Annotated in this window: 9 protein-coding genes; 6 read left to right on the top strand and 3 right to left on the bottom strand. The window is 71.4% G+C overall.

What is annotated here, in order from left to right; all coding sequences use genetic code 11:
• The first annotated feature begins 86 nt into the window (after positions 1–86).
• Positions 87–3,266 (top strand): AAA family ATPase, encoded by a 3,180-nt coding sequence (locus QOM21_RS11355; protein ID WP_407555633.1) that lies wholly within the window; start codon positions 87–89, stop codon positions 3,264–3,266.
• A 41-nt stretch (positions 3,267–3,307) separates the two neighbouring features.
• Here QOM21_RS11355 and QOM21_RS11350 read toward each other — a convergent pair whose 3' ends face one another.
• From QOM21_RS11350 to QOM21_RS11340, 3 genes are all read right to left on the bottom strand, one after another.
• A complete protein-coding gene (locus QOM21_RS11350) occupies positions 3,308–3,496 on the bottom strand; it encodes a DUF6191 domain-containing protein (protein ID WP_407549791.1) in 189 nt (62 codons plus the stop codon).
• Between the two features lie 64 nt (positions 3,497–3,560).
• A complete protein-coding gene (locus QOM21_RS11345) occupies positions 3,561–4,742 on the bottom strand; it encodes a PQQ-dependent sugar dehydrogenase (RefSeq protein ID WP_407549790.1) in 1,182 nt (393 codons plus the stop codon).
• Positions 4,743–4,933: 191 nt separating this feature from the next.
• Entirely contained in the window at positions 4,934–5,968 is a 1,035-nt protein-coding gene (locus QOM21_RS11340; protein WP_407549789.1) for an aldo/keto reductase, read from the bottom strand.
• Between the two features lie 88 nt (positions 5,969–6,056).
• On the opposite strand from QOM21_RS11340, the gene QOM21_RS11335 reads away from it, so the two are divergent.
• The 5 genes from QOM21_RS11335 to ilvC all read left to right on the top strand — a co-directional run bounded on the left by QOM21_RS11335 (position 6,057) and on the right by ilvC (position 14,045).
• A complete protein-coding gene (locus QOM21_RS11335) occupies positions 6,057–7,034 on the top strand; it encodes a 2-hydroxyacid dehydrogenase (protein ID WP_407549788.1) in 978 nt (325 codons plus the stop codon).
• 292 nt (positions 7,035–7,326) lie between these two features.
• Positions 7,327–10,254, top strand: a complete 2,928-nt coding sequence (locus QOM21_RS11330; protein ID WP_407549787.1) for a putative bifunctional diguanylate cyclase/phosphodiesterase — start codon at positions 7,327–7,329, stop codon at positions 10,252–10,254.
• A gap of 208 nt (positions 10,255–10,462) precedes the next feature.
• Entirely contained in the window at positions 10,463–12,331 is a 1,869-nt protein-coding gene (locus QOM21_RS11325; RefSeq protein WP_407549786.1) for an acetolactate synthase large subunit, read from the top strand.
• 44 nt (positions 12,332–12,375) lie between these two features.
• Complete coding sequence (gene ilvN, locus QOM21_RS11320; protein ID WP_393895732.1) at positions 12,376–12,900, top strand: acetolactate synthase small subunit; 525 nt, start codon at positions 12,376–12,378, stop codon at positions 12,898–12,900.
• 146 nt (positions 12,901–13,046) lie between these two features.
• Positions 13,047–14,045, top strand: a complete 999-nt coding sequence (ilvC, locus tag QOM21_RS11315; RefSeq protein ID WP_393895731.1) for a ketol-acid reductoisomerase — start codon at positions 13,047–13,049, stop codon at positions 14,043–14,045.
• Positions 14,046–14,064 lie beyond the last annotated feature (19 nt).

Raw genomic sequence — 14,064 nt, 5'->3', positions numbered from 1 at the left:
CGCACGCCCGGCCCCAGGTGCTCCGCGCACCGGGCCGGGCGTTTCGCCTGCCGAAATACGGTGCCGGATTGTCGGACCCGTGTGCCATGCTCGGCGACGTGGAGACCAGGTCCGTCAGTCCCGTGTTCGTCGGCCGCACGGCCGAACTCGCCGCGCTGGGCGACGCGCTCGCCCACGTCAGGGCATCCGGCGAGCCCCAGGCCCTGCTGATCGGCGGCGAGGCGGGGGTGGGCAAGACCCGGCTCATCGAGGAGTTCACCGACAGCGCCCGCGCGCAGGGCGCACTCGTCGCGACGGGCGGCTGCATCGAGATCGGCTCCGAGGGGCTGCCCTACGCACCCTTCTCCGCGATCCTGCACACCCTCAACTGGCACCTGCGCGACGAACTCGCCGCGGCCGTGGCCGGGCAGGAAGGCGAACTCGCCCGCATCCTCCCCGAGTTGGGGGAAACCGCCGAGAGCCACGACGAGGAGACCGGCCGCGCCCGCCTCTTCGAGCTGACCGCCCGCCTGCTGGAGCGGCTCGCGGCACGCCGCACCCGCGACGGGGAGCGCGACCGCGACCGCGTGATCGTGGTCGTCATCGAGGACCTCCACTGGGCCGACCGCTCCACCCGCGAACTCCTCGCCTACCTCCTGCGCGCCCTGCACGACGCCAACGTCCTCCTCGTCGCCACCTACCGCTCCGACGACATCCACCGCCGCCACCCGCTGCGCCCCTTCCTCGCCGAGATCGACCGGATGCGCACGGTCCGCCGGGTGGAGCTGGCCCGCTTCAACCGGGCCGAGGTCCGCTCCCAGATCGCCGGAATCAACGGCAGCGCCCCGGAAGAAGCCACCGTCGACCGGGTCTTCGCCCGCTCCGAGGGCAACGCCTTCTTCGTCGAGGAACTCGCCCGCAGCATCGCCGACGGCTGTCTGCACGGCCTCAGCGACCCGCTGCGCGACCTGCTGCTGGTCCGCGTCGAGGCACTGCCAGAACACGCCCAGCGCGTGGTCCGCACCGCCGCCGAGGGCGGCTCCACGGTGGAACACGAACTCCTCGCCGCCGTCTGCCGGATGCCTGAGGACGACCTCATCGAGGCACTGCGGATCGCCGTCGGCAGCAACACCCTGGTACCGACCCAGGACGGCACCGGCTACCGCTTCCGGCACGCCCTCGTCCGCGAGGCCGTCGTCGACGACCTGCTGCCCGGCGAACGCACCCGCCTCAACCGCCGCTACGCCCAGGCCCTCGAAGCCGACCCCTCACTCGTCCGCTCCGACGTCTGCGCCGCCCGCCTGGCCAGCTACTGGTACAAGGCCCACGACCCCGCCAAGGCGCTGCCCGCCGTCCTCGCCGCCTCCGTCCAGGCCCGCCGCCGCCACGCCTACGCAGAACAGCTCCGGCTGCTCGACCGCGCCCTGGAACTGTGGGACGACGCCCCCAAGGAGGTCCGCGGCGCGGTGCGCCCGGTCGACTACGCCGAGGCGTACCCGGCCTGCGGCTGCGACGACGACGCCCTGCGCTTCCTCGACCTGCTCGCCGAGATCGCCGTCGCCGCCCGGCTCTCCGGCGACAGCGAGCGCGCCTTCACCATCACCAAGCGCGCCCTGCGGTCACTGCGCGAGAGCGGCGACGCCTCCGGAAGCTCTCCGCACGGCGAGAGCCGGGGCGACCCCCTGCGCACCGCCTGGTTCCTGGTGCAGCGCTCCCGGCTCGTCCAGCGCACCGGCCGCGGCGACGGCTGGGAGGACCTGGGCACCGCCCAGGAGCTGATGCGCGGCCTGCCACCGTCCTCCGTCCACGCCGCCGTGATGGCCCATGTCGCCAGCTGGGCGGTGCTCCACGAACCGGGCCCCGGCGCGTTCGCCAAGGCCGAACGCGCCGTGGAACTCGCCAAGTCGGTGGGCGACGAAGAGGCCGAGCTGAACTCCCGGCTGACCCTGGCCGGCCTGCGCGTCGAATCAGGGGAGGTCGACGACGGCCTGGCCGACTTCCGTACCGCACTCGACCTCGCCGTCGACCGCGGCTACTTCGCCGTCATCGGGCGCGGGCACGTCAACCTCCCGTCGCTTCTGGAAGGCGTCGGCCGCTCGCGTGAGGCCGTCGAGGTCACCGACCGCGGCCTCGAACTGACCAGCCACTACGGCCTCAAGGACAGCACCAGCTGGGTGGCGGGCAACCGCGCGGAATCGCTGCAGTCCCTCGGCCGCTGGGAGGAGGCGGGACGCGCCGCGGCCGAGGCCCGCCACCTCGCCCAGAGCCCACGGCCGCTCGCCCTGGCCGCCAACCGCCTGGCCTCCCTCGCCCTGGACCGGGGCGAGTCGGCCGACGCCGAGCGGGAGCTGGCCGTCGCCCAGGAGCACTACGGCACCCACGACCCCCAGCCGCAGCACGTCGTCCCCATGGCCCGCCACGCCCTGCGCATCGCCGCCCGTCAGGGCCGCATCCTCGACGCCCGCGCCATCCTCCGGCAGGCATTGGACACCGGCTTCCCGCCCGGCATCCAGCGCTACGCCTGGCCGCTGCTGTGGTCCGCGACCGCCGCCGAGTCCGATGCCCGCGGCCTGCCCGCCGCCGAACCCGGCCGGGCCGATGTCCTCACCAGGATCCGCGACGCCGCCAAGAGACTGCCCCGGCTCTCCCCGGTCTGCCGCGCCCACGGCCTCGCCGTCGACGCCGAACTGCTGCGCGCCGAAGGCCGGGAGGCGCCGGACGCCTGGGCCGAGACGGTCGCCGCTTACGAACCCCTGGAGCGCCCGCACGAACTCGCCTGGGCCTGTTACCGCTGGGCCGAGTCCCTGCTGCACGGCACCGAGCGCGCCACGGCGGGCCTGCAAGGCCGTACGCCCCGCGAGGCCGCCGTCCTCCTGCTCGCCCAGGCGCACACCGCCGCGGGAAAGCTGGGCGCCCGCCCCCTGGCCGACGAGCTCGAACTCCTCGCCCAGCGCGCGAGAGTGCCGCTCCCGGGGCTTGCGGCGGCCACGGCTCCGGACGCCGCACGGAGCGACTCCGAGCCGGCCGGAGCACCCGCCGGCGCCGTACCCGCGGAATCGCTCGGCCTGACCCCTCGCGAACGGGACGTGCTGCGTCTGGTCGCCGACGGCCGCAGCAACCGCCAGATAGCCGACGCCCTCTTCATCTCCCCGAAGACCGCCAGCGTGCATGTCTCCAACATCCTCGCCAAGCTCGGCGTCTCCGGCCGCGGCGAGGCGGGGGCGGTGGCCCACCGGCTGAGGCTGTTCGGCGAGCCGGCACGGGGCGGTGCCGCGGCCGCCCAGTAGCGGCCAGGGCCCGCACGCCACCGGGGGAGCGGCGGGCGGGATCAGCTCGGGCCGTCCGGGGCCTCCCGGCTCCGCGGCGCGCGGACGACGACCGTGCCGGAGGCGAGGTCTATCGGCCCCTCCCCGGGGTCGCCGTCCCCCACGTCGTCGACGACGAGCGACATCTTCTGCCGCTCCTCGTCCGTGTGCTTGCGGCCGGGTGCGAACAGTTCCTCGACGACGTTGAACACCGTGCCCCCTCGCGACGTGGCCCGCCCCCCTGCTCCGAGTGTAGGCAGGCCCGCCGAAAAGGGATCAGCTCACCTTGAGGTGGAGAATCCGGTCATCGCCCTTGCGGGGGTCGCCCCGCCCGTCGGTGTTGCTGGTGACCAGCCACAACCCGCCGTCCCCGGCCGCCACGACGGTCCGCAGCCGCCCGTATTCGCCGTCGAGGAACGCCTGCGGATCGGCCGCCGCCTTCTTCCCGTCCAACGGGATCCGCCACAGCCGTTCACCGCGCAGCCCGGCCATCCAGATCGAGCCCTTGGCGTAGGCGATGCCGCTGGGCGAGGCGTCCGCGGTCTTCCACTGGGCGACCGGATCCACGAACGCCGATCCCGCGTCGCCCTTGCCCTTGCCCTCCACCTCGGGCCAGCCGTAGTTCTTGCCCGGCTCGATGAGATTGAGCTCGTCCCAGGTGTCCTGTCCGAACTCCGAGGCCCACAGCCGCTTGTCGCCGTCCCAGGCCAGCCCCTGCACATTGCGGTGGCCGTAGTCGTAGACCACCGAATCCGCCTGGGGATTGCCGTGCGCGGGCTCGCCGTCCGGCGTCATCCGCAGGATCTTGCCGGCCGGAGAGTCCTTGTCCTGCGCCAGCCCGGTGTCGCCGGTCTCGCCCGTCCCGGCATAGAGCATCTTGTCGGGGCCGAACGCGATCCGCCCGCCGTTGTGGATCTGCCCCTTGGGGATGCCCTTGAAGAGGGTGTCCGGGGCGCCGAGCTGATTGCCCGCGGGCCGCTTCTCGTCGTAGATCATCCGCGCGATGCGGTTGTCGGACGCGGTGGTGAAGTACGCGTACACCTGGTGATCCGCGCCGAACGTCGAGGACACCGCGATTCCCAGCAGGCCGCCCTCGCCACCGGGATCCACCCCCGGCACCGAGCCCAGCTCGGTCTTCTTCCCGCCGTCCGCCGCCACCTTGACGATCTTGCCGGTGTCCCGGGAGGCGACCAGCAGATCACCACCGGGCAGCGGCGCCACGCCCCACGGCGACTCCAGGCCGGTGGTCAGCGTGGCGGTCACCTTCACCGACCCCTTGGCGGCCACCGACGGCGACGGTGACGCGCTGGGCGAGGCCGGCGCCGAGGCGCCGGGGCTCCGGGGCGGGGCGGAGGAGGCGTCCCCGCCGTTCTCGGATTTCTCACCACCGGAGGAGCAGCCCGCCGCCAGGAGCAGCGAAGCGGCGGCCAACACGGCGGTCTGGGAACGGCGTTGCACGGCAGGGGTCCTCTCGTCGACAGGGCGTGGACAAGGACACCACATCGCGCGCCCCACCGCCGCGCCTTCGGGCTTCCGGGCCCACCTCCACCAGCCATGATCTGCCGACAGCGGGGGCGGCGCGAGCCGGACACGCGGCGGGGCCCGGCGCCGCACGGGGGACCGTCAGACGTGGCGGCCCCCGCCGAGGCTCAGTACCAAGACCCCCGGGCCGGCGGCAGCGTCGCGATCTCCGCCAAGTCCTCGGGGCCGAGCACCAGATCGGCGGCCTTGGCGTTCTGCGCCGCCCACCGCTCCTTCTTCGTGCCCGGCACCGGGACGACATGCCGTCCCTGCGCCAGCACCCACGCCAGCGCCACCTGCCCCGGCGTCGCGCCGTGCCGGGCGCCGACCCGCCGCAGCCCGGCCACCACCGGCTGGTTCGCCGCCATCATCTCGGCGGTGAAACGGGGGTGGCGGGCCCGCAGGTCCTCCGGTTCGAAGCCCTGCCCCGGCGTGAGGGTGCCGGTCAGATAGCCGCTGCCCAGCGGCATCGCCGCCAGGAAACCGACCCCACGCGACTCGCACCAGGGCAGCAGCGTCTCGAGCGCCTCCGGTGACCACACCGACAGTTCGGCCTCCACACTGCTGACCGGGAAGACCTGCTGCATACGCTCCAGTTGGCGCAGCGTGCCGTCATGCATCCGCGAGCCGGCGCGCGCCCCGCCACCGGCCATCGACTGCCGGGCCGCACGGGTCGGCCGGACCGCCCGCGCGCCCACCGCGCACAACCCCAGCGACCGCACCTTGCCGGCCGCGACCAGTTCCGCCATCGCCCCCCAGGTCTCCTCGACGGGCACCTCGGGATCGGCCCGGTGCAACTGGTAGAGATCGATGCAGTCGGTCTGCAGCCGCCGCAGCGACGCGTCGCAGGCCCGCTTCACATAGCCGGGCCGCCCATTGGCGACGATGTGCTGCTCGCCGACCAGCAGACCGCACTTGGTCGACACGAACGCGTCCTGGCGCCGCTCCTTCAGTGCCCGCCCCACCAGCAGCTCATTGGTGAAAGGCCCGTACATATCGGCGGTGTCGAGCAGGCTGCAGCCTCGGTCGAGCGCGGCGTGCACGGCCCGCAGCGAGCCCTCCCCGCTGCGCTGCGACTCGCTGTATCCCCAGCTCATCGGCATACAGCCGAGCCCGATAGCACCCACTTCGAGCGCCGCCGCACCGATTGTCCTGCGCTCCACCTGGTTGTGCCTCCGTCCCCTCGCCCCCGGTCAAGGGCCTGTCCAAACTAACGTCTGAGGCGAACGCCTCTTCGCATAGCCTCTGGCCATGGCTTCTGCAGAGCAGCGCACCGACGTGCGCGACGTATGGCTCCCCATCCCGCCCGACGAGATCGAGGGCCTCCCCGAGGGGCTCCACTACGTCCACTGGGACGCCGGACCCGACTATCCGGCCGACCCCGCCCGGTGCGTCTTCTACGCCGTCCCCTACATGAAGGGCGCCGAGCGCTGCCTGGCCCCGCTGCCGATGATGAACCGGGTCGAGGTCGTGCAGACGCTGACGGCGGGCATCGAGCACATGCTGCCCGCGCTGCCCCAGCTGCCGTCCGGTGCCCGCCTGTGCAACGCCCGCGGGCTGCACGACGCCAGCACCGCGGAACTCGCCCTCACCCTGACGCTGGCGGCGCTGCGCGGCATCCCCGATTTCGTACGGGGCCAGGACGCGGGGGAGTGGCGGCAGGGCTTCCAGCCGGCCCTCGCGGACAAGTCCGTCCTCATTGTGGGCTACGGTTCGATCGGCAGTGCCATCGAGGACCGGCTCACTCCTTTCGAGTGTGCGCGGGTGGCGCGCGTCGCGCGCACCGCACGTGAGACTTTGCGCGGCCCCGTGCATCCACTCTCCTCGTTGTACGCCCTCCTGCCCGACGCGGACGTGGTCGTGCTGGCCACCCCGCTCACCGAAGAGACCCGTGGCCTGGTCGGACGCGATTTTCTGGTGCGGATGAAGGACGGCGCACTGCTGGTGAACATCGCCCGCGGCGGGATCGTCGACACCTCGGCGCTGCTCGCCGAGCTGGAGTCGGGCAGGCTCCGGGCGGCACTCGACGTCACCGATCCGGAACCGCTGCCGGCCGGCCACCCGCTGTGGCACGCTCCGGGCGTACTCATCACTCCACACGTCGGTGGCCCCAGCTCTGCCTTCCTGCCCCGTGCGAAGCGGCTCCTGCGGGAGCAGTTGACGCTTTTCGCGGCCGGCGAGGCCGTGCGGAACGTGGTCGCCACGGCTAAGGGGAACGGTTGCGGGTAGCTCTACGAGGCCGTACGACTGCAGGGTGTATCCGCAATCCCGCAGGTAGTCACGCTCCGTAGAGAGACTATGTCCCTGAGTGACGGAACTGGTGTATCGTCCCGAGCGGGGACGACGTCGGTGCGTATGCGGCGCCGAGCGAAGGATCCGGAACTCGAGGGGGGCGACGGGCGATGTACGGCCGATGGTTGATTCGCGAGACGCGCGATCCACAAGCACCCACGGAGAGAATGCGGGACCCCCGGGCCCGCCGGGCACGACGACGCTGCCGACGGACGACCGGGAGAGCGCGGTGAGCGCCCCGGGAGCGGTGCTCTCCAGGCCGCCGACACAGACCGGTGGGCCGCCGAGCGTGGTGCCCCAGATCGCCCTTGCCGGTGTCTGCGGCGGCTATGCCGTCGGTGCCGCGTTCGGCTGGGGGTCGCGTGAAGTCGCCGTCTTCATGGGGGACTTCGGGCTGAGCGTCGCCGCCTTGGTGGCGGCCGTCTCCTGCGGACTGTACGCCCGCAAGCGCGAGAGCCGCTTCCGCCCGGCCTGGGTGCTGTTCGCCGTCTCCTCGGGCATGGCCGGCATCGGCAACGGCGTATGGGGCTGGTACGAAGTCGTCCTGGAGGCGCGGGTCCCCAGCCCCTCCCTCGCCGACTTCTGTTTCCTGCTGTTCGCCCCGCCCGCCATCGTCGGTCTGCTGGTCCTCGCCAAGCGCCCGGTGACCAGAGCGGGCTGGGTCTGCCTCAGCCTGGACGCCTGGCTCATCGGCGGCTCCCTGCTCACCCTCTCGTGGAGCCTCGCGCTCGCCCACACCACCCACTTCCAGGGGCGGAGTGTCGCCGAGAGCGCCCTGTCGCTGGCCTACCCGCTGCTGGACATCGTGCTGGTCAGCATGGTGCTCGCGCTCCACTTCCGGCGCTCCTCGGTGCACCGCTCCGCCGTCAACACCGCCATCGCCGCACTGGCGTTGACGGTGCTGTGCGACGCGCTGTTCAGCTCCCCGCTGCTGCGCGACCACTACCGCTCCGGCCAGATCCTGGACGCCGGCTGGTTCGCCGGGTCGATACTCCTCGCGTACGCGCCATGGGTCGCCCGCCGGACGACATCGGAGTTCGCCGGTGACGACTTCAAGCGCGCGACCCGCCGGGCCCAGCCCTCCGGCAGCCGCCCCATCGCGGGGTCGCTCGCCGCGCTGACCCCGTATCTCGCCGCCGCCGTCTGCACGTTGGGCATCCTGACCAACGTCCTCGACGGCCGGCGCATCGACCGCGTGGTGCTCTTCACCGGCTGCACGGTCGTCCTCGCCCTCGTCGTCCGCCAGGGCATCATGCTGCTCGACAACATCACGCTCACCCAGGAGCTGGCGCAGAAGGAGAACCACTTCCGCTCCCTCGTCCAGGGATCGAGCGACGTCATCATGATCGCCGCCCCGACCGGCGTCCTGCGCTATGTGAGCCCCGCCGCGGCGGGCGTCTACGGCCGCGACGCCGAGGAACTGGTCGGCTCCGAGCTGGCCTCCCTGATCCACCCCGAGGACCTGGGCCGCGTGGTGCACGAGGTCCGCAGATTCCTCGCCGCGCCGCCGGACGTCGAACCGACCACCCGCATCGAGTGCCGCTTCCGCGCCGGCGAGCAGCGCACCGGCGGGGACGGCTGGCTGAATGTCGAGTCCACCGTCAACCGCCACCACGGCGGCCTGATCTTCAACTCCCGCGATGTCACCGAACGCGTCCGCCTCCAGGCCCAGCTCCAGCACAACGCCTCGCACGACGCGCTCACCGACCTGCCCAACCGGGCGCTGTTCACCGAGCGCGTCAGCAAGGCCGTCACCGGCCGCCGCTCCACCGACCACGACACCGCCGTGCTCTACATCGACCTCGACGGCTTCAAGCAGGTCAACGACACCATCGGGCACCAGGCGGGCGACGAACTGCTGATCCAGGCCGCCCGCAGACTGGGCGAGTCCGTGCGCTCGGGGGACATAGCGGCGCGGCTGGGCGGCGACGAGTTCGCCGCGCTCATCACGGGCGACGGCACCCACGACCATGCCGCCCGTGAGCTGCGCGTTCTGGAAATCGCCGACCGGCTGCGCATCAAGCTCTCCGAGCCCTACCGCATCGAGGGCCGCGACGTCCGTGTCGCCGCCAGCATCGGCGTCGCCTTCGCCGAACCCGGCGTCACCCCGGCCGGCCTGCTGCGCAACGCCGACCTCGCGATGTACCGCGCCAAACAGGCCGGCAAGGGCCGCGTGGAGCTCTATGCCCCACACATGCAGACCGAGGTGACACCCCGCGCCGAACTCGCCACCAAGCTCCGCACGGCGCTGCACGAAGGTGAATTCGCGCTGCTGCACCAGCCGGTGGTGGAACTGGCCACCGGGCGGGTGACCGCCGTCGCCGCACACGCCCGCTGGCGCTCCGCGCAGGGCATCCTCTTCACCCCCGCCGAGCTCCTCAGAGCCGGTGAGCGCGGCCGGCCCACCGAGGACGGCGAGCGCACCGCCGAGCTGGGCCGCTGGCAGCTGCAAGAGGCCGTCGAGCAGGCCGCGGCACGGCACCGCGCCGGGCATGCGGTCCCGGTGGCCGTTCGGCTCTCCGCCCGCCGGCTGCTGGACGACGACCGGACAGGTCTGCCCCCCAAGACCATCGAGGCGCTGCTCACCCGGCACGGCCTGCCCTCGGGCGCGCTCGTCCTGGAACTGTCCGAAAGTGATCCCCGTATCCCGCTGGACGAACTGGAGCGCCGGCTCGCCGCGCTGCGGCGGCTGGGTGTCCGGATCGCGCTGGACGGCTTCGGCAGCGGGTACGCCGCCATCAGCGCACTGCGCAGGCTTCCCGTGGACGTCCTGAGACTGGACCGGGGGCTGGTCGACGGCGTCGTGGAGTCCCCCCGGCTGCACAAGATCACCGCCGGTCTGCTGCGGATCGCCGCGGACCTGGGGATGCAGTCCGTCGCGGACGGCGTCGATCTTCCCGAACAGGTCCTCGCCCTGCGCTCCATGGGCTGCACCCACGGCCAGGGCATGGCCTTCTCCGGGCCGTTGGACGAGCACCGGCTGCGACGCGCCCTGACGGTCGGCGGCTACCCGGTCCCGGACTTCCCCGGAGAGGACCGGGCGGTGGTCCTCAGCGGCACCGGCCTGCCCGTTCGACGGGGCGGCGTGGCCGGGCCCGATACCCTCGCCCATCCGCCATTGCGCTCAAATAGTGAGACCTCCGTCCCACCCACTTGACACTCATGGCGCGCCGGGGGGAGGGTCAGTGCCATGCGCACCCGAATTCTCGTACTTGGACAGCGCGTCGGCTGACGCTGGGACCTGACGAAGCCCCAGCTACCGCACCGACGCGCTCCCCTCGCTTGCCACCTGGCACGGGGGGTTTTTTGTTGCACAGCAACCTCACAAATCCCGTCAAAACCCTCAGCTTCGAGAAGAGACGCAGATGACCGAGCAGGCCTCCGGGGCCCACCATCCGCAGCCGCGGGCCCGTAACTCCGGCGGGGCGCAGCAGCCCACCACCGTCGAGCACGTCACGGGCGCGCAGTCCCTCATCCGTTCGCTGGAGGAGGTCGGGGCCGACACCGTGTTCGGTATCCCCGGCGGTGCGATCCTCCCGGCGTACGACCCGATGATGGACTCCGCGAAGGTGCGGCACGTCCTGGTGCGCCACGAGCAGGGCGCCGGTCACGCCGCCACGGGCTACGCGCAGGCCACCGGCAAGGTCGGGGTGTGCATGGCGACCTCCGGTCCCGGTGCCACGAACCTCGTCACGCCGATCGCCGACGCCCACATGGACTCCGTCCCGCTGGTCGCGATCACCGGCCAGGTCGCCTCGAAGGCGATCGGCACGGACGCCTTCCAGGAGGCGGACATCTGCGGCATCACGATGCCGATCACCAAGCACAACTTCCTGGTCACCGACCCGGCCGAGATCCCGCGGACGATCGCCGAGGCGTTCCACATCGCGGCCACCGGCCGCCCGGGCCCGGTCCTGGTCGACATCGCCAAGGACGCGCTGCAGGCGCAGACCACCTTCGTCTGGCCGCCGCACACCGACCTGCCCGGCTACCGCCCGGTCACCAAGCCGCACGCCAAGCAGATCCGCGAGGCCGCCCGGCTGATCGTCGAGTCCAAGCGCCCGGTGCTCTACGTCGGCGGCGGCGTCATGAAGGCCGGTGCCACCGCCGAGCTGCGGGTGCTGGCCGAGCTGACCGGCGCGCCGGTGACGACCACCCTGATGGCGCTGGGCTCCTTCCCCGACAGCCACCCGCAGCACGTCGGCATGCCCGGTATGCACGGCGCGGTCACCGCCGTCACCGCACTGCAGAAGTCGGACCTGCTGATCACGCTCGGCGCCCGCTTCGACGACCGTGTCACGGGCAAGCTGGACTCCTTCGCGCCGTTCGCGAAGGTCGTGCACGCCGACATCGACCCGGCGGAGATCGGCAAGAACCGCGCCGCGGACGTGCCGATCGTCGGTGACGCCCGCGAGGTCATCGCCGACCTGATCGTGGCCGTCAAGGCGGAGTACGACGCCGGCCACAAGGGCGACTACACCGCCTGGTGGAAGGACCTCAACCGCTGGCGGGAGACCTACCCGCTGGGCTACGACCTCCCCGAGGACGGCAGCCTGTCGCCGCAGCAGGTCATCGAGCGGATCGGCCGGCTCGCCCCGGACGACACGATCTACGCGGCGGGCGTGGGCCAGCACCAGATGTGGGCCGCCCACTTCATCGACTACGAAAAGCCCTCGACGTGGCTGAACTCCGGCGGCGCCGGGACCATGGGCTACGCCGTGCCGGCCGCGATGGGCGCCAAGGCCGGGCAGCCGGAGCGGGCGGTCTGGGCGATCGACGGCGACGGCTGCTTCCAGATGACCAATCAGGAACTGGTCACCTGCGCGCTGAACAACATCCCGATCAAGGTCGCGATCATCAACAACGGCGCGCTGGGCATGGTCCGCCAGTGGCAGACCCTGTTCTACAACCAGCGCTACTCCAACACCGTGCTGCACAGCGGCCCCGACGACGGCGTCGCGGTGGAGGGCAAGTCCAGCGGCGGCACCCGCGTCCCGGACTTCGTGAAGCTGTCCGAGGCCATGGGCTGTGTCGCGATGCGCTGCGAGGACCCGGCCGAGCTGGACGCGGTCATCGCCAAGGCGAACGCGATCAACGACCGTCCGGTCGTGGTCGACTTCATCGTCCACGAGGACGCGCAGGTGTGGCCGATGGTCGCCGCCGGCACGTCCAACGACGAGGTCATGGCCGCCCGGGGCGTGCGTCCCGACTTCGGCGACAACGAAGACGACTGATCCCAGGACGTCACGGACGCACGGAAGAAGAGAGAAGACCGACCATGTCCAAGCACACGCTCTCCGTCCTGGTGGAGAACACCCCCGGCATCCTGGCCCGGATCGCCGCCCTGTTCTCCCGCCGCGGCTTCAATATCGACTCCCTCGCGGTCGGTGTCACCGAGCACCCCGACATCTCCCGCATCACCATCGTGGTCACCGTCGAGTCGCTGCCGCTCGAACAGGTCACCAAGCAGCTCAACAAGCTCGTCAACGTTCTGAAGATCGTCGAGCTGGAGCCGGGCTCCGCGATCCAGCGGGAACTGGTCCTCGCCAAGGTCCGCGCGGACAACGAGACCCGCTCGCAGATCGTCGAGATCGTCCAGCTCTTCCGCGCCAAGACGGTCGATGTCTCCCCGGAGGCCGTCACCATCGAGGCCACCGGATCCAGCGACAAGCTGGAGGCGATGCTCAAGATGCTGGAGCCGTTCGGCATCAAGGAATTGGTGCAGTCCGGCACCATCGCGATAGGGCGTGGCGCCCGGTCCATCACGGACCGCTCGCTGCGTGCCCTGGACCGTTCGGCCTGACCCACGGCCCCTCTGGTGGACCGCACGGCGTCGTGTCCGAGTGACACGGCGCCGCCCCGCCGCTCGCATGGCGAGACCCGCGAACCTTCCTCACCCCGCCCGACGTACTGTGTGGGCAACCAGCTAGATCCAAGGAGATACCCGAAGTGGCCGAGCTGTTCTACGACGACGATGCCGACCTGTCCATCATCCAGAACCGCAAGGTCGCGGTGATCGGCTACGGCAGCCAGGGCCACGCCCATGCGCTGTCGCTGCGCGACTCGGGCGTCGATGTGCGCGTCGGTCTGCACGAGGGGTCGAAGTCCAAGGCCAAGGCCGAGGAGCAGGGCCTGCGTGTGGTGACGCCGGCCGAGGCGGCGGCCGAGGCCGACGTCATCATGATCCTGGTGCCGGACCCGATCCAGGCCAAGGTCTACGAGGAGTCCATCAAGGACAACCTCAAGGACGGCGACGCGCTGTTCTTCGGCCACGGTCTGAACGTGCGCTACGGCTTCATCAAGGCTCCGGCCGGTGTCGATGTGTGCATGGTCGCTCCCAAGGGTCCCGGTCACCTCGTGCGTCGTCAGTACGAGGAAGGCCGTGGCGTGCCGTGCATCGCGGCGGTGGAGCAGGACGCCACGGGCAAGGGCTTCGCGCTGGCGCTGTCGTACGCCAAGGGCATCGGCGGCACGCGTGCCGGCGTCATCAAGACCACGTTCACCGAGGAGACCGAGACCGACCTGTTCGGTGAGCAGGCGGTTCTGTGCGGTGGTGCCTCGGCGCTGGTGAAGGCCGGTTTCGAGACGCTGGTCGAGGCCGGCTACCAGCCCGAGATCGCGTACTTCGAGTGCCTGCACGAGCTGAAGCTGATCGTGGACCTGATGTACGAGGGCGGTCTGGAGAAGATGCGCTGGTCGGTCTCGGAGACCGCCGAGTGGGGTGACTACATCACCGGCCCGCGGATCGTGAACGAGAACACCAAGGCCGAGATGAAGAAGGTCCTCGCCGAGATCCAGGACGGCACCTTCGCCAACAACTGGATGGCGGAGTACAACGCCGGTCTGCCCAAGTACAACGAGTACAAGAAGGCCGACGAGGACCACCTCCTGGAGACCACCGGCAAGCAGCTGCGCAAGCTGATGAGCTGGGTCGACGACGAGGCGTGAGCCCGTGGGACAGGGGGCC

It is taken from the genome of Streptomyces sp. Pv4-95 (assembly GCF_045782725.1).
Taxonomy (GTDB): Bacteria; Actinomycetota; Actinomycetes; order Streptomycetales; family Streptomycetaceae; genus Streptomyces.
Note: the sequence above shows the minus strand (reverse complement) of the source record. Positions and strands in the feature narration are given on the sequence as shown.